Origin of the sequence: Nocardia mexicana NBRC 108244, assembly GCF_001613165.1 — a bacterium.
Taxonomy (GTDB): Bacteria; Actinomycetota; Actinomycetes; order Mycobacteriales; family Mycobacteriaceae; genus Nocardia; species Nocardia mexicana.
On record NZ_BDBV01000125.1, the window covers coordinates 1 to 22,848 of the forward strand.

Here is a 22,848-nt window from a genome sequence, read left to right on the forward strand (position 1 = left end):
GGCCGATCGTGGATTCCGGCAGCTCCTCGGGCTCCGGCGCGGTGGTCAGCCGCGCGGCCGAGGCCGTCGGCGAGGGCCCCGAGGTGTCGGCCTATCTGGCCGCATTCGGCTACGGGGTGACCCATCCGAACGCCGCGCCGCCGGGCGCCAACCGCTGGGACTGCCGTCCGAGCGCGGAGCATCCGAATCCGGTGGTGCTGATGCACGGCACCTGGCTCAACGCCTACGACAACTTCGCCTATATGGCACCCGAACTGGCCCGCGCCGGATTTTGTGTTTTCGCCTTCAATTACGGCCTGTCCGGACTGCTGGAGGGTGGTGGACTGGGCCCGATTCTGCCCGGCCGCAACGGCGTCGGCCCGATCGGCGAATCCGCCCGGCAGCTGGCGGCCTTCGTCGACCGGGTGCGGGCGGTGACGCAGTCCGACCGCGTCGATATCGTCGCGCATTCGCAGGGCGGCACCGTGTCGAATCAGTATCTGAAATTCGAGGGCGGTGCCGACCGGGTCGGGCGGCTGGTCACCTTCGGCGCCACGCACCACGGCACGACGATGATGGGCATGGCGACGCTGGGGCGGATCATCACCAATCTCGGCATCGACATCATGGGCTTCTACCGGCCGCTCATCGGACCGGCGAATATCGAACAGGCCATCGGATCCGAATTCGTCACGCGGCTCAACGCCGGCGGCGACACCGTCCCGGGTGTCGCGTACACGGTGGTCGGTTCGCGATACGACGAGGTGATGAATCCGCTCGACCTGGCCTTCCTCCGCGCCGGGCCGGACGCCACCGTCGACAACATCACCCTCCAGCAGGGCTGTGAACAGGACCTGTCGGACCACCTCACGATGATGTATTCCCCGCGGGCGCTGTCGATCGCGTTGCGCGCCCTGGATCCGGCCGGTCATCCGGACCTGGCGTGCTCGTTCAATCCGTGGCTCGTCGGCGGCGGGGGCGGCCTGTGAGCGATGCGGCGAGTGTGTTTCCGCTCCGTCCCGATGTCGACCCGTTCTATCGCCCGCCGGACGGGTTCGAACGGCTGCCGGACGGCACGGTACTGCGTTCACGGATCGTCGAAATCGCACTGTTCGGCCTTGTCCCGCTTCGGGTCTCGGCCTGGCAGCTGCTCTACCGGACCCGTGACCGGCGCGGCGCCCCCGAGGCGGCGGTCACCACCGTGCTGCTGCCGCACGGGGCCGCGCCGGACCGGTCGCGGCCGCTGGTGTCCTTTCAATGTGCGATCGATGCCGTTGCGCCGCAGTGTTTTCCGTCGTACGCGCTGCGGCGGGGCGCGCGGGCGCTGGGTGCCATCCCGCAGCTGGAGTTGCCCCTGATCGTCGCCGCGCTGGCGCGGGGCTGGGCGGTATCGGTGCCCGACCACGGCGGTGCCGGCGGACATTTCGGGGTGGCGCGGGAGCCCGGCTACCGGGCGCTCGACGGAGTTCGTGCCGCGCTGACATTCGGCCCGCTGGGCCTGGGTGCGACGACATCGATTGCGCTGTGGGGATATTCGGGTGGCGGTTTGGCCACCGCGTGGGCGGCCGAGCTGGCCGCCGACTACGCACCGGAACTCTCGATCGTGGGGGCGGTCGCGGGCTCGCCGGTCGGCGATCCGGGCCGGGCGTTCGAGCGATTGAACGGCACCTGGTTCGCGGGGTTCGCGATGGTGTTCACCGCCGGGTTGTGCCGGGGCTACCCGCAGTTGGCGGCGGTGCTACGGGCCCACCTGCGCCCGCGATACCTGGACATGCTCGCGAAAGCCGAAGTGACAGCGACGCTTCCGCTGCTGGCGAAGCTGGCGCGCCGCAATGTCGACAAGCATTCCAGCGGCGGTCTGACCACCCTGATCGAGACGCCGGTGATGCAGGAGATCCTCGCCGACATCCGCCCCGGCGGCACGGCCCCGGCCATGCCGCTGCTGGTGCTGCAGGGCGTCAACGACGAGGTGATCGCCGCCGCGGACGTGGACGGTCTGGTGCTGCGCTACGCCGGCGCGGGTGCCCGGGTGCGATACCTCCGTGACCGCCTGAGCACCCACCTGCCCCTGGAGTTCCTCGGCATCCCGGTGATGGCCGACTGGATCGCCGACCGCTTCGCCGACCTCCCGGCCCCCACCGGCACCGACACCGTCTGGTCGGTAGCCACCTCCCGCCGCGCCCTCGCGGGCCACCGCCACCTGGCCGCCCTCACCCTCCGCATGCTCACCGCTCGCCCCATCCCCGTACATCCCGTCACACCGGTGTCGGTGCGGCCTCCTGGCGCTCGTCGAATTCTGTTCGCGCGGTGAGTATTTCGTCTTTGTGCTCGATGGTCCAGGTGCCCAGCAGGTGGGTTACCCGGCCGAGGTCGGCGCCCAGTTCTGTCAGCGAATACTCCACGCGCGGCGGGACGGTCGGGTAGACCGAGCGCCGGACCAGGCCCTCGCGTTCCAGGGTGCGCAGCGTCTGGGTGAGCATCTTCTGCGTGATGCCGTCGAGGCGGCGGCGCAGATCGTTGAATCGGACGGGCCCGCCGCTCGCGCGCAGCACCCCCAGCACGAGCAGGACCCACTTGTCCGCCAGGACGGCGAGGATCTCGCGGGCGGGGCAGTGGTGCAGATAGCTGTCCACCAGATTGTCGGGGTCGGCGGCCCAGTCGTCACAGCCGGTATCCATCGGGTACCTCGGTATGGAAATAGTGCCTTCTTTCCAAGAGATACTAGGCGACACAGAATCGGTTTCATGCGAGCAATCAGTCAGAAGACATTCGGTGGCCCTGACGTGCTGGAGACCGTGGAGGTGCCCCGGCCGACGCCCCAGCCGGGGGAGGTGCTGGTCCGGGTGGCGGCCACGTCGGTGAACCCCGCGGACTGGAAACTGCGGTCGGGAGCGCTGCCGCATTTCGGTGAGCCGCCGTTCACCCTCGGGCTCGACGTCTCGGGCACCGTCGCCGAGGTCGGCGCGGGCGTCACGGTATTCGGGCTCGGGGACGAGGTGTTCGGCATGCTGCTGAGCCGGTCCGGGGCCTATGCGGAATACGTTGCGGTACCGGCGGATTTCCTCACCCGGAAGCCCGCGAGCATCGACCATGCGCGGGCCGCCGCCCTCCCGGTGGTGGCGCTGACCGCCTGGCAGGCCCTCGCCGAACTCCGTGCCGGACAGCGCATTCTGATCCATGCGGCGGCGGGCGGCGTCGGTCATCTGGCCGTGCAGATCGCCGAGGCGCGCGGGGCATACGTGATCGGCACGGCCCGCGTCGCCAACCACGAGTTTCTGCGCGCCCTGGGGGCGCAGGAGCTGATCGATTACACCGCAGTCGATTTCACGGAGGCTGTGCGCGACGTCGACGTCGTGCTCGACCTGATCGGCGGCGCGTACGGCACCCGCTCGCTGCAGGTGCTGCGCCCCGACGGCCGCTATATCGACACCCAGGGCTCGGACGCCGAGCACGATCCGCGCTACCACCGCGTCTACGCCGAATCGTCCGGCACGGACCTGCAGCGCATTGCCGAACTGGTGGAACGCGGAGAACTCCGCGTCGAGATCGACCGGGTGCTCTCCCTGGCCGACGTCGCCGAGGCGCACAAACTCAGCGAATCCGGCCGGGTACGAGGCAAGATCGTCCTGCTGCCCTGGGAGACAGCCTGACCGCCGCGAAATGGCGTTGCGAGGGCTGTCGGGCCCGGCATGATGGTCGGCATGGATGCCCACGACGAACTGATCGATCTGGCCGAACAGTACTGGGACAGTGTCCTGGAGTCGTCGCCGAGTTCGGCGACGCTGCTGGGGGACAGGCGTTTCGACGATCGCATCGAGGACCTGTCGGAAGAGGCCGAGCGGCGGCTGCAGGCTGGGTGGGAGCGGCTGCTGGGGCGAGTCGCGGCGCTCGATCCCGAGCGGCTGACCGCCGAGGACCGGGTCACCCGCAGCCTGCTGCAGAACGAGCTGGAATCCGGGATCGACCATGTGGCGTGGCGGCCGACGGAGCTGGCCTCCGATCAGATGGACGGCGTGCACGCCGGGATGCTCACGCTGGCGCCGCAGGTCAACGCGCCGCAGCCGGAGAACGCGGTGGCGCTCGTGCAGCGCTACCGGCAGTTCGGCACGCTGCTCGACCAGGCCGCGCAGCGGTTCCGCAACGGGCTGGAGGCCGGGCGCACCCCGGCGCGGATCGCGATCGAACGCTCGCTCAACCAGCTCGACGGCTACCTGGCCTCCGATCTCGCGAGCGACCCGTTCGTCACCTTCGCCGGACCCGCCGACTGGGACGGCGAAAAGGACTGGCGCACAACGCTGTCCGACGTCGCGCGCGACGTGATCCGCCCGGCGTTCCGGTCCTATCGCGATGTCCTGGCCGACGAACTCCTCCCGGCCGCCCGCCCCGACGACAAACCGGGCCTGTGCTGGCTGGGCGCCGACGGCGAGGACATCTACCGGCGCCTGCTGCAGCATCACACCACGCTGCCGGATCTGGGCGCCGACGAGATCCACGAGCTGGGCCTGACCGAGATCCAGCGGCTGGGCGAGGAGTACGCCGAGGTGGGCGGCCGCCTGTTCGGCACCACCGACCTGGCCGACATCTTTGCCCGGCTGCGCGAGGACACCGCCCTGCGCTATGCCGACGGCGACGAGATCATGGCCGATGCCGAGCGCTGTCTGGGCGCCGCAATCGCCGAGATGCCCAACTGGTTCGGGCGGCTGCCGCGCGAATCCTGTGACATCGTCCCGGTTCCGGAGTTCCTGGCCGCGGATGCGCCTGCGGCGTACTACTTCCCGCCCGCCTCCGACGGCTCCCGGCCCGGCACCTATTTCGTCAATCAGCACGACCCGAAGAGCCGCAGCCGATTCGAGACCGCGGCGGTGGCCTACCACGAGGCCATCCCGGGCCATCACCTGCAGCTGACCATCGCCAACGAGCTGGATCATCTGCCGCGATTCCAGCGACAGTCGTTCTCCAACACCGCATTCGTGGAGGGCTGGGCGCTCTACACCGAGCGCCTCGCCGACGAGATGGGTTTGTACGGCGACGATCTGGCCCGGGTCGGGATGCTGGCCGCGGATTCGTGGCGCTCGTGCCGGCTGGTTGTCGATACCGGCCTGCATGCCAAGGGCTGGAGTCGCCAGCAGGCGGTCGACTTCATGGTCGCCAACGCGCCGGTCGCGGTCTCGGAGATCATCGTCGAGGTCGATCGCTACATCGCCATCCCCGGCCAGGCCGTCGCCTACAAGGTCGGCCAGTTGGAGATCCGGCGACAGCGCGAACTGGCCGCCCGCCGGCTCGGGGATCGCTTCGACATCAAGGCCTTTCACGATGTGGTGCTGGGCGCCGGATCGGTGAGCCTGCCGGTGCTGCGGGAGCTGGCCGCCACGCTGTAGCAATTTCCTGGACAAGCCGTCCCCTGCCGGCGGCGTACGGTGTGCGGTCGCGAACTGTGCGCCGCCGGTAAACGCGCATCCGAAGAATCGCCCGTAAACGGGCACAAGGTTTTCGGTCGCGTGATCAGCTGTGCCGCAAGTGGTGTGTCCGCTTTCGGTCGGGGGCGCCGATGCGGTTCAATTGATGTTGTTCGACGAGTTACACCTGCATGCTCTCGCCGCCCACCGCGTCATCCGGGCGGACTGCTTCACAACGGCAATACCTCAGCATCCGAGAGGACAACGAACGTGAGCATGGTTCTCGCCGCGGCACACGATATGTACAGCACGGTGCTGGCTCAGGTCGGCAACCCCACCCCGGAGACTCCACCGGCGGCCGACAAGCTGATGAAGCTGGTGCGGTACTTCACCTGGTTCATCCTGCTGTCCGGCGTCATGGCCGTCACCTACGGCGGCGGCAGGTTCGCCTGGGAGAAGTGGAGCGGCGGCGGCCTGGAGTCGCCGAAGATGATTGCGGGCGCCATGATCGGCGGCGGCGTTGCCACCAGCGCCGGCACCATCATGAACGCCGTCATCGGCGCCTGACCCCGCCCCCGCGCGCGGGTGTGCCGGAGTCCGGCACACCCGCCTATTACTCAGCTCTGGCCGAGCATCCCCCGCATCTGCTGGATCTCCGCCTGCTGAGCGGTGACGATGTCCTGGGCCAGGCGTTTCGCGTCCGGGTTGGTGCCCTGCGCCAGTTCCGTGTTCGCCATATCGATCGCGCCCTCGTGGTGGGCGATCATCATCTGCATCCACATCCGGTCGAATTCGGGGCCGGTGGCGTTCTGCAGGCCCGTCATCTGATCCTGCGACATCATGCCGGGCATGCTGTGGCCCATCGCGGCGGGCGCCGGCTTGCCGAAGCTGCGCAGCAGGTCGGTGAACTGCTGCATCTCCGGTGCCTGTGCCTTCTCCACATTCGCCGCCAGCGTGATCAGCTGCGGGTTCTGTGAGCGGCTCGGCACCAGCTTCGCCATATCGACCGCCTGCGCGTGATGCGGATACATCATCTGCAGGAACGACACGTCGGCGTCGTTGAAGTCGGTGCGGGTGGGCCGGCTCGCGGTGCCGGACGCTCCGCCGTGATGCATTCCCGGCATATCCGACATACCGGCCGCCGACGTGCTCGACGCGGGCGCCGAGGTGTCGGAGTCGTCGCTGCCACAGCCCGCGACGAGCAGGGCGACGGCGATGCCGGTGCCCGCCAGGGTGATTCGGGTGCGCGAAGTGAACATGATTGTGCTCCTCGGTAAGTGCGATAGGTATCTGAAACAGGTAGGCGAGACCCGCGCCCACGTGGGTTTCACGTCGGCGCGGCAACCTCCATCAGATCCGCAGAATCGCCAATTCCGAGAGTGAAAGCACCGTCCAGGGCGGCGGCCGGGCCCGCCGGAACGCCTGCCGCGAAGTTGCCTGTCGCCCGGTGTCGCGCCCGCCGAACCCGACCCAGGCCAGCACCGCCAGCCCCAGCGCCAGCACGAGCGCCGCCAAGACGAACACACATGCGTGCATACCGCCGTGCGTCCCGCCGCAGCCCTCGCAGTTCGCCCCGGTGTCGGCGCGAGCCGGGACCGATGCCACACTGTCGGCCCGATGTGCCGCTGCGGAATCGCCAGGCAACCCAGGGCCGCCCCATGAATCGGCGTTGGCTGCCGAGGGGGCCAGGGCCGCCGAGTGGGAAGCGCCCGCCGAGTGGCCGATGCTGCTCCGAATGTCTGCTGGCATCCGCGCATCCCAGGGACGTGTCGCCGAGTGCCCGCTGTGGACTGCGGCCGGAGGACGCCCCGCATATCCCGAGGTATGCATCAGTACAGCGCCGGGCCCCTCCGCCGCCATCGGCTCAGCTGCCTGCGCGTGCCCGACTGTCTGTGCATGCCCGGCCGCCTGTGCGTGACCGCTGCCGAAGACGACCGCGTGCATTACGGCCACGCCCGCCAGCAGCACCAGCACGCCTAGCGCACGGATATATCCGGGCATGCGCGGCGGGGCCGAGGGGCGGCTCGTCGGCGCGTCACCGTCGGCCCGGCCGGAGCTGGGCTGGTCGACCACGCCGCCATTCTAGAGCCTCGATCGGAAATACCCCCTTCCGGTATGGAATCACGCGCGCACGCGGGGCGTTCGACTCAGTTGTTGAGCCGAGCTAATGAGAGAGGGTGCCCGTGACCGCCGCCGCCAGAAAACCCTCCATCGGCCTCCGTTCCGAGCGCGGCGCCATCCTGGCGGCCCTGATGCTGTCCACCTCGCTGGTGGCGCTCGACTCGACGATCATCGCCACCGCCGTGCTCACCATCACCGACAACCTCGGCGGCTTCTCCCAGTTCCCCTGGCTGTTCTCGATCTATCTGCTGGCGCAGGCCGTCACCGTCCCGATCTACGGCAAGATCGCCGACACCTTCGGTCGCAAGCCGGTGATGCTGTTCGGAATCGCCGTCTTCGCGCTCGGTTCGCTGCTGTGCGGACTCGCCTCGAACATGCTCGCGCTCATCATCTTCCGCGCCGTGCAGGGTATCGGAGCGGGCGCGGTGCAGCCGATGTCGATGACCATCGCCGGCGATATCTACACCCTCGAGGAGCGCGCCACCGTGCAGGGCTACCTGGCCAGCGTGTGGGCCGCCTCGTCGGTGCTCGGGCCGCTGCTGGGCGGGCTGTTCTCCGACTACGTCAGCTGGCGGTGGATCTTCCTGATCAACCTGCCGCTGGCGGCGCTGGCGGCATGGGTGCTGCTGCGGTCGTTCCGGGAGACCGCGCCCCGGCAGCGGCACCGCGTCGACTATCTCGGCGCCGCGCTGCTGGCCGTGGGCGCGGGCGCGGTCATCCTGGGGCTGCTGGAGGGCGGGCACTCATGGGAGTGGAATTCGCCGATCAGCATCGCGGTGTTCGCGGGCGGTGCGGCGCTGCTGGTGCTGTTCGGATTCATCGAGCACCGGGCGCCGAATCCGATTCTGCCGCTGTGGGTGTTCACCCGCCGCATCGTGGTGACCAGCAGCCTGGCGTCGCTGCTGATCGGCGCGGTGATGCTCGGATTGACCTCGTACGTGCCGACTTTCGCGCAGGGCGTGCTCGGCGTCGGCGCACTGGTTGCCGGTCTGACCGTCGGCGCGCTCACGCTGGGCTGGCCGCTGACCGCGTCGCTGGCCGGAAAGCTGTACCTGCGCATCGGTTTTCGCCGCACCGCGCTCATCGGCAGCTCGCTGGCCGCGCTCGGGGCGCTGTCGACCCTGCTGCTCGGCAGCGGCTCCGCCCTGTGGCAGATCGCGCTGAGCTGTTTCGTCGTCGGCGCCGGGCTGGGCTGGGTCGCGGCACCGACCCTGATCGCCGCGCAGACCAGCGCGGAATGGAGTGAGCGCGGGGTGGTGACCGGCACCAACATGTTCGCGCGCTCGATCGGCAGCGCCGTGGGGGTCGCGGTGTTCGGCGCGCTGGTGAACATGCGGGTGGGCGGCGCCGAGCACCCCGCGCCGGAGGTTCTGTCGTCGGCGATCCACCTGGTGTTCCTCGGAGTCTCCGCGATGGCTGTGGTCATGGTCGTGGCCGCCGCGGCGCTGCCCCGCAGCCGGTCGGCACGTTCGGTGCCGGTCGCGTCGGAAAACCTGGCGGCCGTACAGGATTGACGATCCGCTCACCGAGGGTGGGTGGCTCGTGGACCCGCGCACGTCGGAGGTGCGGCGTAGGGTGGGCCGCATGGGACAGTTCGGTGAACTCCTGCACGGCGGGAGGCTGCGCAAAGAGAGCGACGACGAGGCGGGCAGCGGCCAGTCGTTCGAGGTCGGCGATCTCGACCTCGACCGCGGCGTGATCCGCCTGAATCCGCGATCCGAGCCGGCACCGCGCGACGAATCCGGCGAGTGATCCGCCCGGCCAGACGAACGGCCGCAATGACTGCCACGGCCTGACGAACGGACGCAATGACTGCCACGGCCTGACGAACGGACGCGCGAAGCGTGTTGCGGTAGATTTGCTGTGACCCGATCGTGCGGTACCCGACCCGAAAGGGGCGTCAGTATGGCCGACCAACTCGATCCCGTGGTGGCGAAGTTCGTGGACACGCTCAACGCGGGCGACAGCGCCTCCTTCTGCGATCTGCTCACCGACGGCGCGACGATGTCCGACGACGGCAGCGACCGCGACCTGCGGCAGTGGGTGCAGGGCGAGGCCTTCGACACCAACGGCCGGATGACCGTCGACCCGGCCACGATCGCCGACGGCGGCCGATCCTTCGTCGCCGACTACGCCAACGACCGCTGGGGTTCCATGCGCACCGCCTGGCGCTTCACCGTCGCGGGGGACAAGGTGTCCCGCTTCGAGACCGGCCAGGCCTGACCCCGGCCAAAAGCGTGCCGGGGATGAAGATGGGTGTCGCCGCGTGCCGGGGATGAAGATGGGTGTCGCCGCGTGCCGGGGATGAAGATGGGTGTCTCCGCGTGCCGGGGATGAAGATGATTGCCTCCGCGTTCAGCTCGTGGCGACGTCGATGACCAGCCGCGCCGGGTTCTGGAGGGCGCTGACCGAGAAGGCGGGCTTGTCGGCATTCACGCCGATGAACGACTGCGTGGTGCCCTCGTAGACCTGGGTGCGGTAGACGCCCGCGATGGCGGGCGCGTCGGGGTCGGTCGCCGGATCCGGGCCCTCGTACGCGGTGACGCCGCTGTCCCACGGATAGGCCGAGCCCAGGATCTGTACCTCGAGGATGGACTGCCCGGCCACATCGATCAGCCGCCCGCTGCCGTCCTGCACCGCCCGGTCGGTGTACTGCACCCGCCAGCCCGGGGTGCCGGTGCCGCCGAGTTCGTAGACCACCCGATCGAAGCCCTCGTGGTGGCCGATGCGCACGCCGGTGACGGTGAGGCGGGAGTCGTTGGAGGGCTTGCCCTGCTGCGGCGTCGCGGCCGTGGGCGGGGACTCCGGCCCGGCCGTCGACGTGACCGGCGCGGCCGCGGGCGGCGGCCCGGGCGTATCGGACGAACCGTCGGAGCAACCCGCCAGCAGTGCGAGTGCCGCCACCACCGTCAACGCCAGCCTGTTACGCATGGGGCCGATGGTATGCGGTAATACCACCGGGGTCGGCGCGACGACACGGCAACGATCTAGCACACTGTAGGCGTGCAGGAGGTCGATGACGTATTGAGCCGGCTGCGGCGATACCCCGACGTGGAAGCGGTGAACCTCTATGCGGTCGACGCCGCCGACCGGCTGATCCTCGATGTCGCCGCCGACTCCCTCGCCGCCGTCGAGGGCGATCGGGTGGCGGTGATCGACGACGGGTACGGCGCGCTCACGCTGGGGGCCATCGCCACCCACGGGCTGAGCGGGGTCCGCGTGCATCAGGACCTGCTCACCGGCGAGCTCGCACTGGCCAACAACGCGCGCGCCCTAGGGCTGGCCGACCGCTATACCGCGCACGCGCTGGGGCGGCGGTTGCTCGAGGATGTGCGCGTGGTGCTGCTCCGGCTGCCCCGGGCGCTGTCCGGGCTGGCCGAGATCGCCGACGCCGTCGCCCGCTACGCCGATCCCGAGGTCGAGGTGTTCGCCGGTGGCCGCGACAAATACCTGACACCGGCCATGAACGACGTGCTGAGCGAGTCGTTCGCCGCGGTGCGGGCCAGTCGCGGTAGGCAGAAGTCGCGAATCCTGCTGGCGCAGCAGCCGAAACCGCTCGGCGAACCGCCCTACCCCGTGCACAGCCGGCTCGACGAACTGGAGTTGGAGGTCGTCGCCCACGGTGCGGCGTTCTCGGGCCCGCGCCTGGACATCGGCACCCGTTTCCTGCTCGAGCATGTGCGGCGGATGAAGCCGGACGCCCGCGACGCCATCGATCTGGGCTGCGGCACCGGCATTCTGGCGGTCGCGCTGGCCAAGGCGCGCCCGCAGGTCAGCGTGGTCGGCACCGATCAGTCGGCGGCCGCGGTCGCCTCTGCGCGGGCCACGGCGGCGGCGAACGGCGTGGCCGATCGGGTGACGGTGCTGCGCGACGACGCGATGGCGGGGGTGGCCGAGCACAGTGCGGATCTGGTGGTGTGCAACCCCCCTTTCCACGTGGGTGCGGCGGTGCATACCGGCTCGGCGATCAAGATGTTCGCCGAAACGGGGCGGGTGTTGCGACCCGGCGGTGAGCTGTGGACGGTATACAACTCGCACCTGAACTATCGTGGGGTGATGGAACGGCTGGTCGGCAAGACCGACGTGGTGGCCCGCAACCGCAAGTTCACGGTGACGCGGTCGATGCGTGGTCTGCGCGACGTACGACAGGAGTAGATTCGGGGCGGTACAGTCCGCTTTGTCCGGATTTTCGCCCGGTTCGGGAACTTGATCCTGCCGCGGCACGTTGCATACTCGAAACGGCCACGAGAGTCGTGGACCGCGACCTTCGGAAAGGCACGAGAACGGTGCGCACCTCTAGCAACCCGATCTTCAAGAACCTGCCGCAACAGCAGGGTGGATACGCGGGGTTCGGTTCGGCGGCTGCGGGCGCCGGGCGATTCGCCCAGTACGGGCAGCAGCCGCAGGGTTACGAGCAGCAGTATCAGCCGCCGACCCAGGCCGCCGCCCGTCCGATGACCATCGATGACGTCGTCACCAAGACCGGCATCACCCTCGGCGTGGTCACGGTCGCGGCGATCCTCTCCTACGGATTGACCGCCGCCAACCACGCGCTGGCGCCGCTGTTCGTGATCGTCGGCGGCCTGGTCGGCCTGGTGCTGGTGCTGGTCGCCACGTTCGGCCGTAAGCAGGACAACCCCGCGATCGTCCTGAGCTACGCCGCCTTCGAGGGCATGTTCCTGGGCGCGCTGTCGTTCATGTTCACCAACGTCGCCTTCGGCGGCGTGGGCGGTTCCGGGCTGATCGCGCAGGCGGTACTCGGGACCTTCGGCGTGTTCTTCGGCATGCTCGTGGTGTACAAGACGGGCGCCATCCGGGTGACGCCCCGCTTCACCCGCATGATCGTCGGCGCCATGATCGGCGTGCTGGTGCTGATGGTGGGCAACATGATCGCCGCGTTCTTCACCGAGGGCGGTTTCGGCCTGCGCGACGGCGGCCCCATCTCGATCATCTTCAGCCTGGTCGTGATCGCCATCGCCGCGTTCAGCTTCCTGCTCGACTTCGACGCCGCCGACCAGCTGATCCGCGCCCAGGCGCCGGAGAAGGCCGCCTGGGGCGTCGCCCTCGGCCTCACCGTCACCCTGGTCTGGCTGTACCTCGAGATCCTGCGGCTGCTGAGTTACCTGCAGAACGACTAGCGGTCCGCATAGTTCGACGGGTGGCCACCGAATCCTCGGTGGCCACCCGTTTTTCGTGCGGGCGGGAGCAAGGGAATGCCGGGCGGCGTTGCGGTGAGTGAGGAAGGGAGCGGAAACGTGCTGTATGCAAAGGCCGCCGATGGCATTCGCATCGCGTATCAGGTCGAGGGTGACGGGTCGCCGCTGCTGCTGATTGCCGGGCAGTCGAACAACCATCACTGGTGGGACGGCATTCGCGACGATTTCCACGGCACGCATCGCACGATCACCCTCGACTATCGCGGCACCGGGGACAGCGACAAGCCGGATATCGCGTACAGCACACCGGGATTCGCGGAGGACGCGATCGCGGTGCTGGACGATCTGGGGATCGACCGCGCCGACGTGTACGGCACCTCGATGGGCGGCCGGGTGGCGCAGTGGCTGGCCGCGCGGCATCCGGATCGGGTACGCGCGCTGGTGCTCGGCTGCACCTCACCCGGCGGGCGGAAGGCGGTGGATCGGGGTGGCGACATTCGCCGGCTGCTGGCGGATCCGGCGACGGCCGAACACGCGCTGATGGATCTCATGTACACCCCGCAGTGGCTCGCCACCCACCCCGGGCCCTACCAAACCCTCGGCGATCCCGGAATGCCGTCCTACGCCCGCCGCCGCCACCTGATCGCCAGCCACCGCCACGACGCCTGGGATGTCTTGCCCGACATCACCTCTCCGACCTTGGTCGTGCACGGCAGCGACGACCGCTTCAATCCCGTCGCGAACGCGCCCCTGCTGGCCGAGCGAATCCCCGGTGCTCGTCTGCACCTGATCCCGGGTGCCCGCCACGCCTATTTCGAGGAGTTCCGTTCCACCGCAAGCCCGTTGGTTCGCGACTTCCTGACATCGGCCGGTCGGTGAGGGACCGGCCGCTGAGCCCCGCGGCCCCGGCTTAGGGGCCGGGGCCGCGGGGTGATCAGAGTGCCGAGTTGCCGGGCGTCAGCTCAGGCGCTCGATGATCATCGCCATGCCCTGGCCGCCGCCGACGCACATGGTCTCCAGGCCCCACTGCTTGTCGTGGGTCTGCAGGTTGTTGATCAGGGTGGCGGTGATGCGGGCGCCGGTCATGCCGAAGGGGTGGCCGAGGGCGATCGCGCCGCCGGACACGTTCAGCTTGTCCAGGTCCATGTTCAGCTCGCGCGCCGAGCCGAGCACCTGCACCGCGAACGCCTCGTTGATCTCGTACAGGTCGAGGTCGTCGATGGTCTTGCCGGCCAGCTTCAGCGCCCGCCGCACGGCCTCGATCGGGCCCAGGCCCATGATCTCCGGCGACAGCCCCGACACACCGGTGGACACGATGCGCGCCAGCGGGGTCAGGCCCAGCTCCTTGGCCTTGGTGTCGCTCATGATCACCAGCGCCGCCGCGCCGTCGTTGAGCGGGCAGGCATTGCCCGCGGTGATCGTGCCGTCGGGCCGGAACACCGGCTTGAGCTGCGACACCTTCTCGTAGGTGGTGCCCGCGCGCGGGCCGTCGTCGGTGGTGACGATGCTGCCGTCGGGCAGCGTCACCGGGGTGATCTCGCGCTCGAAGAAGCCGGACTTGATGGCCTCCTCGGCGCGGTTCTGCGACCGCACGCCCCAGTGGTCCTGGTCCTCGCGGGAGATGCCGGTGAACTGGGCGACGTTCTCGGCGGTCTGGCCCATCGCGATGTAGACATCCGGCAGCTGGTCGCTCTCGCGCGGGTCGACCCAGCCGTCGGAGCCGCCCTCGGCGCGCTTCGCGGTGCGGGCCTCGGCGTCGGCGAACTTCAGGTTGTGGGTATCGGGCCAGCCGTCGGAGGTGCCCTTCGGGAACCGCGAGACGGTCTCGACACCGGCGGAGATGAAGACGTCTCCCTCGCCGGCCTTGATGGCGTGGAAGGCCATCCGGCTGGTCTGCAGCGACGACGAGCAGTAGCGGTTGAGCGTCACGCCGGGCAGGAAGTCGTAGCCCAGCTGGGTGGCCACCACCTTCGCCATGTTGAAGCCGGCCTCGCCGCCGGGCTGTCCGCAGCCGAGCATCAGGTCGTCGATATCGGAGGCGGCCAGCGCCGGCACCTTGTCGAGGGCGGCGCGGACCATCTGGGCGGCGAGGTCGTCCGGGCGCATGCCCACGAGCGAGCCCTTGCCTGCACGGCCGATCGGGGAGCGGGCAACGGAAACGATGACGGCCTCTGGCATGAGGACTCCTTCGTCGGGCGGCGAACGACCAAGCGGCCGTTCGGTACACAGGTACGGAATTCTCCTCCGAATCTACGTCGCCCCGATCGGGCTAGGAACACCCGGTATGCCCGTATCCCGCTCATCGAGCTCGCGCAGCAGCGCCGGGAGCAGGTGAGCGGCGGCCAACTCGTACCCGGCGGCCGAGGGATGGAAGCCGTCGGCGGAGAACAGCACCTCGGGTGTGCTGCGGAAATCGTGGCCGAGCAGATCGCCCATCGGCACCGGGCACCCGCCGACCGCGCGGGTCGCGGCGGCCTGGGCCCGCGCCAGTCGCACGCTCCAGCTGTGCACGACGGTCCGCAGCGGCTGCGGAATCGCGGCCACCGAACCCAGATCGGGACACGTGCCGACCACCACCACGCTGCCCGCGTCGTGCAGCCGCTGCACCGCCCGGCGCAGCCGCTGTGCCGAGCGGAGCACGGAATGCTTCTTGGTGACGTCGTTGGCGCCGACCAGGATCACCGCCGCATCCGGCGGCGGACCGGCGACGAACATCGCGTCGACCTGCCCGGCCAAGCCCTTCGACGTGGCACCCGAGATGGCCTTGGTGCTCAGCCGGATTCGCTGTCCGGTCGCCTCGGCGAGGCCGCGAGCGACCCGCACGCCCGGCACCTGCTCGGCGTCGTCGCAGCCGACGCCCGCGGCGGTGGAGTCACCGAAGATCATCAGGTGCAGGTCGAAAGGGATTCCGGTGCGCCATGATTCGGGCGCCGGACATCCCGCGGTATAGACGCCGTCGGCCTCCGGCGGCTTGGAGGTATCGCGACCGATCACCGCTCGGGCCGCCTGCGCCTGCTGCATCAGCAGCCGATAACCCGCCCACCACGCGGTACCCGCACCCGACCCCGCCGCCACCGTGGCAGCACCGGTCACCGCGAACGTGCGCCACGTTCTCGCCACCTGCCGACCCCTTTCCGCTCCACCGCACCCGACCACGATTTCGTCTGTCTATATCGTGCCGGATCCGGCGAATGTGAGCACCTGTCATCGGCGCGTTATCGGGGTCGAACGGACTCACGCACCCCGCATCGCCGGGTGCGTGTCGGGAGTCGGGCCTTACTCGCCCGGGGGCGGAGGTGGCGGGCCTACGACCTCGAAGCCGCCCTTGGCCGGGATGTTGAAGTTGCTGGTGGAGACCGTGACCTCGATGTGGCCCGGGCCGGTGTCCTGGAACTGGGCGTAGAGGATGCTGCCGTAGATGCCGGCCACCACGTTCAGCCGGTACTCGCCCGCGGCGCCGGTGGTGGTGTTGCGCCAGGCGACGGTGGTATCGACGTTGCACAGCGGTGCGAACGGATACTGGCCGGAGCCGACGCCCGCGATGGGTAGCGACTGGACATTGATGATGGCCCGGCCGGGATAGTCGGGGCTGGTGTCGGCCCAGGTACGAATGTTGCCCCAGCACAGGCCGCCGTAGAACACGCTCGGCGTCTGGGGGAATTCGACGGTCTGCGCACCCGCCACGGCGGACGACGCGATCGCCGTCGCGGCCCCGAGGGTTCCGAGCACGGCGGCGGTGCGGGCGGTCTTCGGCATCCTCACCCGGCAGATCATAGGCGGAAACCGAGATATTCGTCGCGGCGTCGGCCGGTGTGCCCGCTCATACTTTCCCGACCCCGGGGCGGTTGCCGGGTGAGCTGCGACATTCTGCAACGATGGGCCTATGCGCATCGCGAACCACGTCGTCGACCTGATCGGCAATACCCCGCTCGTGCGGTTGAACTCCGTGGTGGGCCCGAACTCCGGCCTGGTGGCGGCGAAGATCGAATACCTGAACCCGGGCGGCAGCTCGAAGGATCGCATCGCGGTCAAGATGATCGATGCCGCCGAGGAGCAGGGTCTGCTGCAGCCCGGCGGCACCATCGTCGAGCCCACCTCCGGCAACACCGGCGTCGGCCTGGCGCTCGTCGCCCAGCAGCGCGGGTACAAGTGCGTGTTCGTCTGCCCGGACAAGGTGAGCGAGGACAAGCGGAACGTGTTGCGCGCCTATGGCGCCGAGGTCGTGGTGTGCCCGACCGCCGTCCCGCCGGAGGATCCGGGCAGCTACTACAGCGTCTCCGATCGCCTGGTGCGCGAGATCCCCGGCGCGTGGAAACCCGACCAGTACTCCAACCCCGGCGGCCCGGACAGCCACTACGAGACCACCGGCCCCGAGATCTGGAGCGATACCGACGGCACCGTCACCCATTTCGTCGCCGGTGTCGGCACCGGCGGCACCATCACCGGCGCGGGCCGCTATCTCAAGGAGATCTCCGGCGGGAAGGTGCAGGTGGTCGGCGCCGATCCGGAGGGTTCGGTGTACTCCGGCGGCTCGGGCCGCCCCTATCTGGTCGAGGGCGTCGGGGAGGACTTCTGGCCCAGCGCCTACGACCCGGCCGTGCCCGACGAGATCATCGCGGTCTCCGACGCCGACTCCTTCGATATGACCCGCCGCCTGGCCCGCGAGGAGGGCCTGCTGGTCGGCGGTTCCTGCGGCATGGCGGTGGTCGCGGCGCTGCGGGTGGCCGAGCGGGATCCGAATGCGGTGGTGGTCGTGCTGCTGCCCGACGGCGGCCGCGGCTATCTGTCGAAGATCTTCAACGACCAGTGGATGAGCTCCTACGGCTTCCTGCGGTCCCGGCTCGACGGCAGCACCGCCGAGCCCACCGTCGGCGACGTGCTGCGCGGCAAGTCCGGCGCGCTGCCCGATCTGGTGCACACGCACCCGCAGGAGACGCTGCGCGACGCCATCGAGATCCTGCACGAATACGACGTCTCCCAGATGCCGGTGGTCGGGGCGGAGCCGCCGGTGATGGCGGGCGAGGTGGCGGGCAGCGTCACCGAGCGCGATCTGCTCTCGGCGGTCTTCGAGGGCCGCGCCCACCTCACCGACCCGGTGTCCAAGCATATGAGCGAGTCGTTCCCACTGATCGGCTCCGGCGAGCCGGTCTCGGCCGCGACCAAATCGCTCGAGTCCACCGATGCGCTGATGGTGGTCGAGGACGGCAAGCCGATCGGCGTCATCACCCGCCACGACCTCCTCGGCTTCCTGAGCCGCTCCGGCCTCCCCGCGCGCTGAGGTGCGAGAAAAGCTGGAGTGCAACAGGTTCGGTGCCGTCTTCCGCCGATGGACGAGCGCTTCGGCGATGCTGTGCGCACCCTGGATCGCCGAGGGTTGACGCTGCAAGGTTGCCCTGCAGGCAATTTGACAACGTATTTCGCAAGCAGGCGGAACAGCGCCGTTGAATTTCCCTATAGTGCAGGGGAATTCATCGTGAGTCCGGGATCACCGCGCTTGTGACGAGGGATAACTGTGCTGTTACCCGACGTTCATCAGCGGGGACGAGCATGGCGTGGCATGACCCGGTGGCAAGCGCTCGGATGGATGGTTCTGCTGGCGGCCGTGCTGGGCGTGGCGGAGCTGCTCGATCGCACCCGGTTCCCGGCGCCGCAGATGATCGTCGCGATCGTGGTCGGGGCGGCGCTCGCGCTCACCGGGCGGCTGCCCGCGCCGCTGCCGAAAGAGGTGTCGGTCGGGGTGCAGGCCATGCTGGGCGTCCTGATGGGCAGCTATCTGCAGGTCTCGCTGCTGCGTTCGGTCGGGTTGGCGCTGCTGCCGGTGCTCGCGGTCACCGCCGCCACGGTGGTGGTGAGCGTGCTGGTGGCCCTCGTATTCGCGCGGGTGGCCCGGGTGGACCTGCCGACGGCCACCCTCGGACTGATCGCGGGCGGCTCGGCCGCGGTGGTGTCGTGTGCCGACGAACTCGACGCCGATCCGCGGCGCGTGGCGTTCATGCAGTATCTGCGGGTCGGCATGGTCGCGCTCACCGCGCCGGTGCTGGCGATGCTGCTCGACGACGGGGACCGCGCGGTGGACGTCCTCGAGACCTTCGGCGACGGGGTCACCAATCCCGATCTGCCGCACTGGATGATCGTCGGCCGCGGCGACCAGGTGGCCGGGTTGTCGATCGCGATCATGCTGTGCCTCATCGGAATTCGCTGCGGCCGACGGCTGCGGTTGCCGAGTCCGGCGCTGCTGGGGCCGCTGCTGATCACCGCGGGTCTGACCGCGGTGGGCGTCAGCCACGGGTACGCGCCGACCAACCTGTTCAAGGAATTGCTGTTCGTGCTGATCGGATTCGAGGTCGGCACCCGGTTCACCCGCACCGTCGTGATGGAGATGGCGCGGCTGCTGCCCGGGATGACCGCGGCGGTCGTCGCGTTGTCCGCGCTCGTGGCGGCGCTCGCGCTGGGGCTGGCGCTGTTCGTAGACCTGGAACTGTCCGATCTCTATCTGGCCACCACGCCCGGCGGGCTCAACGCGGTCCTGGCCGCCGCCGAGGATATGAACGCCAACATGCCGCTCATCACCACCGTGCAGAGCGTGCGCCTGTTGCTGATGATCCTGCTGCTGCCGCTGATCATGCGCGCGCTGCACCGCTGGGCGGGGGCGGATCCGGCGAATGCGGACCGCGTATCACCGGACCCGGTGCCGTCGGTCGCCGTTCCCGGACCGGAGGCCGGTTCGGGAACGGACGTGAAAACAGTTGTTGCGCAGTCATCTTCGTGAACCGTGCTCAGGCCGAGCGCATCCGCTGGCGGGGCTGGCCGTGTAGGACCTCGTCGACCAGGTCACTCCAGTCGTCGGCCAGCGACGCCAGCCGGTACCAGGCCGTGTGCACGCGTTCGTCGGAGACGTCCGCGGCGCCGTGCAGCAGCCGATTGGCGTGCACCTGGGCGGCGGCCAGGCGGTCGACGGCCGCACCCAGCGATTCGGGGTACAGGCCGCGATGTCGCCGTGCCGGTAGCCGTTCGCCGATCCAGCTGTCTATGGTGGCGACGAGTTCCGCTCGGCCGCAGTCGATTTCGGCCGCATGAGTGGGTTGTAGATGTCGTCGCAGATGTAATTCGGCGAGCGCGCGTGCCCAGCGCACCATCGGATGATCACCCGGCTCGTCGCCGAGATGGCCGCAGAACGCGGCGAGCAGTTCGTGCCAGTCCGGCAGCGCGGCGGCGTCACGCGAGGACATGAGCGTCCTCCCTGATCGACTCCCGCACGGCGGCCAGCACCGCGGTGCGCTCCGGCAGCAGCATCGGCCCCGGCGCCGGCTCGCTGGCCCAGTGCCAGCCGAGCGGATAGTCCGAGGTCGGCAGCATGACCCGGTGCCCGGCGGCGAGCAGGGTGACGCCGGAGGCCGCCATGAGATTGCGCAGTTGCCGTCCGGCGGCGTGGTAGGGCCGCGGCGGCGCGGCCAGGAAGACCCAGCGACGGTTGCGCGGATCGGCGACCGCGGGTGTCGCCGGCGCCGAACGCAGTCCGGCGCGCACCCGCCGCCCCATATCGGGCGGCATGGCGATGCCGTCGATGCGACGGCCGCAGGACAGGAACGGACGTCCGGCGAACAGGTCGACGGGAAATCCGAAGCGTATCCGCAGCAGATACGCAACTTCGTCAGGGGAGTGGCAGGATTCGAACATCGGTACCTCCGGGGCGGCGAGCGCTGTTCACCCGGCACGACCCCTGGCGATCCTGCGGCGACCGTGCCCCGTGCGGCGGATGGTCGGCATCCGGCACCGGGTGTGCTGATAGCTTGCGCGTTCAACCTTGCCGCTGCGGTGACCGGCAGATGGCGCTTCGATGACCGGTCGTAACAAGGTCATGCGCATCGGTGTGCCGCGGATTGTGAGGTCGGCGTCCGTCCCTTCGTGCCGGGCGAACACGGGGTTATCGGCGAGCGCCGGCGCGGATGGTCACGAACCGTTACCTAGACGGGCTGATGCCCCCAGAAATCCGGGCAAATCGACGCTGTCCAGCACGACACGGCAACTTTTTCTGTGACCCGCGGCACTTTGCGATTACTGCCGAATGACCTGGTCAGCGGGTTATAGAAGATTGAACTTTAAGCGTTTGCCAGGGGTGCGCACCGTTTGTTCACCTTCAGTTCAGTTTACGTTAACCTACCGCAACCATCCTGTGACCTCGTCGGTTGTCCCGACCCCGGATAGCACGAGGAGTTGTCACGCCAATGCGGAATACGACCGCGACGGACGCGCCGCCAGGTACGGCGTTCGTCGCAGCGGCAGCCGCCGCGGCCGCGAGCGCTTCGGGCGCCGTTGCCGGTCCGCCCGGCAATCGCTGATCTCAGTCGTGTCAGTGGGGACTGCGAATCCCCTTCTCTCATAACAAGTTCCACAAAAGCAGCAGTGCACAGGTGAACCGTGACGGTATCGCCCCGGTTCCGTGCTGCCTGCTGCAGGCCCGCAACGGCCGACACCAGAGTAGGAAACACCGCGCATGTCGAAGAAGTCCATCAAGAGCAGTAGAGCCAAGGCGGTCGCACGCACCGCCGGATCCGCGAGCCTGGCGCTGGCCGCCTTCGCCGCCGTGACCTCCGCAGTGGGTCACGGAACGGACGATGTGCAGCCCGCCGCGCTGGCCTCCACGATCGCCGCGACCGCCGATAACACCACTGCTCCCGCGGCACCGGCCGCGCTCCAGGCACCGGCCCCCGAGGCCGCGCCGGCTCCCATGCCCGCGCCGCTGCCGGTCGCCCCGCCGCCGCCTCCCGCGCCCAGCTACCCGGACAACCTGGACGGCTGGATCCGCGAGGCGATGGACGTCATGGCCGTGCACGGCATCCCGGCCAGCTACGACGGCATCATCCGCAACATCATGCGCGAGTCGACGGGTAACCCGCAGGCCATCAACCTGTACGACTCGAACGCCGCGGCGGGCATCCCGTCCAAGGGCCTGCTGCAGGTGATCGACCCGACCTTCCAGGCGTATCACGTCGAGGGCACGTCCTGGGATATCTGGGACCCGGTCGCCAACATCGCCGCCGCGTGCAATTACGCCGCTCACCGGTACGGCTCGATGGACAACGTCAACTCGGCCTACTGATTCGCGGTCTCGTTAGCGGACCCGTTCGTTATCGAGACGTCAGCAAAATGTTTGCAAACCGCTGATTCAGATGATCACAGCGGGGTACGTCCCCCCTTGTAATGTTCTGGCAAACTGCCCGAACAGGCGAGATAGCGAAGGGATCGGTCGTGTACACCTCCAATCTGGCTATCGATTTTCAGCAGGGTATGTCGAACGCGTGGAGCGCGATTGCGACGTTCGTACCCAAATTCGTCGGATTCCTGGCGATCATGTTCGTCGGCTGGATCATCGCGAAGGTGGTCGCCAAGGTCGCCGATCGGGTGTTGCGCCGGGTCGGGTTCGACCGACTGGTCGAACGCGGTGGCATCAAGGACATGCTGGCCAACAGCAAATATGACGCCACCGATCTGCTGGCGAAGCTGGTCTACTACGCGATCCTGCTGATCGCGCTGCAGATCGGCTTCGGCGTCTTCGGTCCGAATCCGGTCAGCACGATGCTCAACGGCATCGTGTCCTGGCTGCCGCGGGCCGCGGTCGCGATCGTCATCGTGTGCGTCGCGGGTGCGATCGCCCGCGTGGTCACCGATCTGATCGGCAATATGCTCAGCGGGCTGTCCTACGGCCGCATGCTGGGGCGGCTGGCCGCGGTGTTCATCTGGGGCGTCGGCATCATCGCCGCGCTCAATCAGATCGGTGTCGCCACCTCGGTGACCACGCCGATCCTGATCACGGTGCTGGCCACCATCGGCGGCATCCTGGTCGTCGGTATCGGCGGCGGCCTGATCCGGCCCATGCAGCAGCGCTGGGAGGGCTGGCTGGACACCGTCGAGGGCGAGATGCCGCAGCTGCGCGGGCACGCCGAGGCGTATCAGCGCGGTCGCGAGGATGCCGATCGGCAGCAGTGGGCGGGCGCTCCGCAGCCCGGCGATCGGTGGACACCGCAGACCAGCGGTGCGAGCTATCGCCCGGAGGCCGGTTCCGAGCACGGCTACGGCGGATCCAGCTACGGCGGCTCGAGCTATGGCGGATCCGGTTACGGCGAGGCGCCGGGATACGGCGATCCGCAGCAGCCCCGCTGAGGTCGGCGGCGACAACACAAATCCCGGGCGGTCAC

Annotated in this window: 24 protein-coding genes; 15 read left to right on the forward strand and 9 right to left on the reverse strand. The window is 69.0% G+C overall.

From position 1 onward, the window contains the following. Together NM1_RS37440 and NM1_RS37445 are read left to right on the forward strand one after the other, a co-directional pair. A partial coding sequence (locus tag NM1_RS37440; protein ID WP_068031694.1) for an esterase/lipase family protein occupies positions 1–968 on the forward strand: 968 nt, incomplete at its 5' end. Positions 969–982: 14 nt separating this feature from the next. After that, on the forward strand, positions 983–2,290 hold the full coding sequence (locus NM1_RS37445) for a lipase family protein (protein WP_246010877.1): 1,308 nt from the start codon (positions 983–985) through the stop codon (positions 2,288–2,290). On the opposite strand, the gene NM1_RS37450 is transcribed toward NM1_RS37445, so the two are convergent. After that, positions 2,235–2,657 carry a winged helix-turn-helix transcriptional regulator gene (locus NM1_RS37450; RefSeq protein WP_068031700.1) on the reverse strand — a complete coding sequence of 141 codons (423 nt, stop codon included), beginning with the start codon at positions 2,655–2,657 and terminating at the stop codon, positions 2,235–2,237. The genes NM1_RS37445 and NM1_RS37450 overlap by 56 nt on opposite strands. A gap of 66 nt (positions 2,658–2,723) precedes the next feature. Here NM1_RS37450 and NM1_RS37455 point away from each other — a divergent pair, with 66 nt between their 5' ends. The 3 genes from NM1_RS37455 (at position 2,724) to NM1_RS37465 (ending at position 5,942) form a co-directional block, all read left to right on the forward strand. Then, positions 2,724–3,629 carry an NADP-dependent oxidoreductase gene (locus tag NM1_RS37455; protein ID WP_068031703.1) on the forward strand — a complete coding sequence of 302 codons (906 nt, stop codon included), beginning with the start codon at positions 2,724–2,726 and terminating at the stop codon, positions 3,627–3,629. Positions 3,630–3,680: 51 nt separating this feature from the next. Next, the gene (locus NM1_RS37460) at positions 3,681–5,357 is read left to right on the forward strand and encodes a DUF885 domain-containing protein (protein ID WP_246010879.1); all 1,677 of its coding nucleotides are present in this window, start codon (positions 3,681–3,683) and stop codon (positions 5,355–5,357) included. A 294-nt stretch (positions 5,358–5,651) separates the two neighbouring features. Continuing rightward, positions 5,652–5,942: a hypothetical protein gene (locus tag NM1_RS37465; RefSeq protein WP_174556952.1), complete on the forward strand. Its 291-nt coding sequence runs from the start codon at positions 5,652–5,654 to the stop codon at positions 5,940–5,942. Positions 5,943–5,992: 50 nt separating this feature from the next. Here NM1_RS37465 and NM1_RS37470 read toward each other — a convergent pair whose 3' ends face one another. Continuing rightward, positions 5,993–6,634, reverse strand: a complete 642-nt coding sequence (locus NM1_RS37470) for a DUF305 domain-containing protein (RefSeq protein ID WP_084520422.1) — start codon at positions 6,632–6,634, stop codon at positions 5,993–5,995. Between the two features lie 91 nt (positions 6,635–6,725). Further along, positions 6,726–6,899, reverse strand: a complete 174-nt coding sequence (locus NM1_RS44835; protein WP_157124080.1) for a hypothetical protein — start codon at positions 6,897–6,899, stop codon at positions 6,726–6,728. 659 nt (positions 6,900–7,558) lie between these two features. Between NM1_RS44835 and NM1_RS37480 the strand changes: the two genes are divergently transcribed. The 3 genes from NM1_RS37480 to NM1_RS37485 all read left to right on the forward strand — a co-directional run bounded on the left by NM1_RS37480 (position 7,559) and on the right by NM1_RS37485 (position 9,719). Then, a complete protein-coding gene (locus NM1_RS37480) occupies positions 7,559–9,010 on the forward strand; it encodes an MDR family MFS transporter (protein WP_068031792.1) in 1,452 nt (483 codons plus the stop codon). 70 nt (positions 9,011–9,080) lie between these two features. After that, positions 9,081–9,248, forward strand: a complete 168-nt coding sequence (locus NM1_RS42780; RefSeq protein ID WP_157124082.1) for a hypothetical protein — start codon at positions 9,081–9,083, stop codon at positions 9,246–9,248. Positions 9,249–9,401: 153 nt separating this feature from the next. Then, entirely contained in the window at positions 9,402–9,719 is a 318-nt protein-coding gene (locus NM1_RS37485) for a nuclear transport factor 2-like protein (protein WP_068031717.1), read from the forward strand. A gap of 132 nt (positions 9,720–9,851) precedes the next feature. Here NM1_RS37485 and NM1_RS37490 read toward each other — a convergent pair whose 3' ends face one another. Continuing rightward, the gene (locus NM1_RS37490) at positions 9,852–10,427 is read right to left on the reverse strand and encodes an AMIN-like domain-containing (lipo)protein (protein ID WP_068031720.1); all 576 of its coding nucleotides are present in this window, start codon (positions 10,425–10,427) and stop codon (positions 9,852–9,854) included. A gap of 72 nt (positions 10,428–10,499) precedes the next feature. On the opposite strand from NM1_RS37490, the gene NM1_RS37495 reads away from it, so the two are divergent. From NM1_RS37495 to NM1_RS37505, 3 genes are all read left to right on the forward strand, one after another. Continuing rightward, positions 10,500–11,651 (forward strand): class I SAM-dependent methyltransferase, encoded by a 1,152-nt coding sequence (locus tag NM1_RS37495; RefSeq protein WP_068031723.1) that lies wholly within the window; start codon positions 10,500–10,502, stop codon positions 11,649–11,651. A gap of 131 nt (positions 11,652–11,782) precedes the next feature. Next, positions 11,783–12,634, forward strand: a complete 852-nt coding sequence (locus NM1_RS37500; RefSeq protein WP_068031727.1) for a Bax inhibitor-1/YccA family protein — start codon at positions 11,783–11,785, stop codon at positions 12,632–12,634. A 117-nt stretch (positions 12,635–12,751) separates the two neighbouring features. After that, positions 12,752–13,531, forward strand: coding sequence for an alpha/beta fold hydrolase (locus tag NM1_RS37505; RefSeq protein ID WP_246010881.1), 780 nt, complete (start codon positions 12,752–12,754; stop codon positions 13,529–13,531). 78 nt (positions 13,532–13,609) lie between these two features. Here NM1_RS37505 and NM1_RS37510 read toward each other — a convergent pair whose 3' ends face one another. From NM1_RS37510 to NM1_RS37520, 3 genes are all read right to left on the reverse strand, one after another. Beyond that, positions 13,610–14,830 carry an acetyl-CoA C-acetyltransferase gene (locus tag NM1_RS37510; protein ID WP_068031733.1) on the reverse strand — a complete coding sequence of 407 codons (1,221 nt, stop codon included), beginning with the start codon at positions 14,828–14,830 and terminating at the stop codon, positions 13,610–13,612. 72 nt (positions 14,831–14,902) lie between these two features. After that, on the reverse strand, positions 14,903–15,772 hold the full coding sequence (locus NM1_RS37515) for an SGNH/GDSL hydrolase family protein (protein ID WP_068031737.1): 870 nt from the start codon (positions 15,770–15,772) through the stop codon (positions 14,903–14,905). A 156-nt stretch (positions 15,773–15,928) separates the two neighbouring features. Next, positions 15,929–16,408: a hypothetical protein gene (locus NM1_RS37520; RefSeq protein ID WP_246011032.1), complete on the reverse strand. Its 480-nt coding sequence runs from the start codon at positions 16,406–16,408 to the stop codon at positions 15,929–15,931. A gap of 127 nt (positions 16,409–16,535) precedes the next feature. Here NM1_RS37520 and NM1_RS37525 point away from each other — a divergent pair, with 127 nt between their 5' ends. Next, positions 16,536–17,930 carry a cystathionine beta-synthase gene (locus NM1_RS37525; RefSeq protein ID WP_068031740.1) on the forward strand — a complete coding sequence of 465 codons (1,395 nt, stop codon included), beginning with the start codon at positions 16,536–16,538 and terminating at the stop codon, positions 17,928–17,930. Between the two features lie 279 nt (positions 17,931–18,209). After that, positions 18,210–19,421 (forward strand): AbrB family transcriptional regulator, encoded by a 1,212-nt coding sequence (locus NM1_RS37530; protein ID WP_068031742.1) that lies wholly within the window; start codon positions 18,210–18,212, stop codon positions 19,419–19,421. A gap of 7 nt (positions 19,422–19,428) precedes the next feature. Here the strand turns inward: NM1_RS37530 and NM1_RS37535 are convergent, their stop codons facing one another. Both NM1_RS37535 and NM1_RS37540 read right to left on the reverse strand, forming a co-directional pair. After that, complete coding sequence (locus NM1_RS37535; RefSeq protein ID WP_084520423.1) at positions 19,429–19,881, reverse strand: DUF4254 domain-containing protein; 453 nt, start codon at positions 19,879–19,881, stop codon at positions 19,429–19,431. Then, positions 19,868–20,329: a hypothetical protein gene (locus NM1_RS37540; RefSeq protein ID WP_068031745.1), complete on the reverse strand. Its 462-nt coding sequence runs from the start codon at positions 20,327–20,329 to the stop codon at positions 19,868–19,870. Before NM1_RS37540 ends, NM1_RS37535 begins: the two co-directional genes overlap by 14 nt. 817 nt (positions 20,330–21,146) lie before the next feature. Between NM1_RS37540 and NM1_RS37545 the strand changes: the two genes are divergently transcribed. Further along, positions 21,147–21,752 carry a transglycosylase SLT domain-containing protein gene (locus NM1_RS37545; RefSeq protein WP_068031748.1) on the forward strand — a complete coding sequence of 202 codons (606 nt, stop codon included), beginning with the start codon at positions 21,147–21,149 and terminating at the stop codon, positions 21,750–21,752. A 149-nt stretch (positions 21,753–21,901) separates the two neighbouring features. Continuing rightward, on the forward strand, positions 21,902–22,813 hold the full coding sequence (locus NM1_RS37550) for a mechanosensitive ion channel family protein (protein ID WP_084520424.1): 912 nt from the start codon (positions 21,902–21,904) through the stop codon (positions 22,811–22,813). The last annotated feature ends 35 nt before the right edge of the window (positions 22,814–22,848 follow it).

What these genes read in the sequence shown, in the direction of transcription:
- NM1_RS37450 (WP_068031700.1), bottom strand. Translation starts at nt 2,657, where the DNA reads ATGGATACCGGCTGTGACGACTGGGCCGCCGACCCCGACAATCTGGTG.
- NM1_RS37455 (WP_068031703.1), top strand. Translation starts at nt 2,724, where the DNA reads ATGCGAGCAATCAGTCAGAAGACATTCGGTGGCCCTGACGTGCTGGAG.
- NM1_RS37460 (WP_246010879.1), top strand. Translation starts at nt 3,681, where the DNA reads ATGGATGCCCACGACGAACTGATCGATCTGGCCGAACAGTACTGGGAC.
- NM1_RS37465 (WP_174556952.1), top strand. Translation starts at nt 5,652, where the DNA reads ATGGTTCTCGCCGCGGCACACGATATGTACAGCACGGTGCTGGCTCAG.
- NM1_RS37470 (WP_084520422.1), bottom strand. Translation starts at nt 6,634, where the DNA reads ATGTTCACTTCGCGCACCCGAATCACCCTGGCGGGCACCGGCATCGCC.
- NM1_RS42780 (WP_157124082.1), top strand. Translation starts at nt 9,081, where the DNA reads ATGGGACAGTTCGGTGAACTCCTGCACGGCGGGAGGCTGCGCAAAGAG.
- NM1_RS37485 (WP_068031717.1), top strand. Translation starts at nt 9,402, where the DNA reads ATGGCCGACCAACTCGATCCCGTGGTGGCGAAGTTCGTGGACACGCTC.
- NM1_RS37490 (WP_068031720.1), bottom strand. Translation starts at nt 10,427, where the DNA reads ATGCGTAACAGGCTGGCGTTGACGGTGGTGGCGGCACTCGCACTGCTG.
- NM1_RS37510 (WP_068031733.1), bottom strand. Translation starts at nt 14,830, where the DNA reads ATGCCAGAGGCCGTCATCGTTTCCGTTGCCCGCTCCCCGATCGGCCGT.
- NM1_RS37520 (WP_246011032.1), bottom strand. Translation starts at nt 16,408, where the DNA reads ATGCCGAAGACCGCCCGCACCGCCGCCGTGCTCGGAACCCTCGGGGCC.
- NM1_RS37525 (WP_068031740.1), top strand. Translation starts at nt 16,536, where the DNA reads ATGCGCATCGCGAACCACGTCGTCGACCTGATCGGCAATACCCCGCTC.
- NM1_RS37530 (WP_068031742.1), top strand. Translation starts at nt 18,210, where the DNA reads ATGACCCGGTGGCAAGCGCTCGGATGGATGGTTCTGCTGGCGGCCGTG.
- NM1_RS37535 (WP_084520423.1), bottom strand. Translation starts at nt 19,881, where the DNA reads ATGTCCTCGCGTGACGCCGCCGCGCTGCCGGACTGGCACGAACTGCTC.
- NM1_RS37540 (WP_068031745.1), bottom strand. Translation starts at nt 20,329, where the DNA reads ATGTTCGAATCCTGCCACTCCCCTGACGAAGTTGCGTATCTGCTGCGG.
- NM1_RS37545 (WP_068031748.1), top strand. Translation starts at nt 21,147, where the DNA reads ATGTCGAAGAAGTCCATCAAGAGCAGTAGAGCCAAGGCGGTCGCACGC.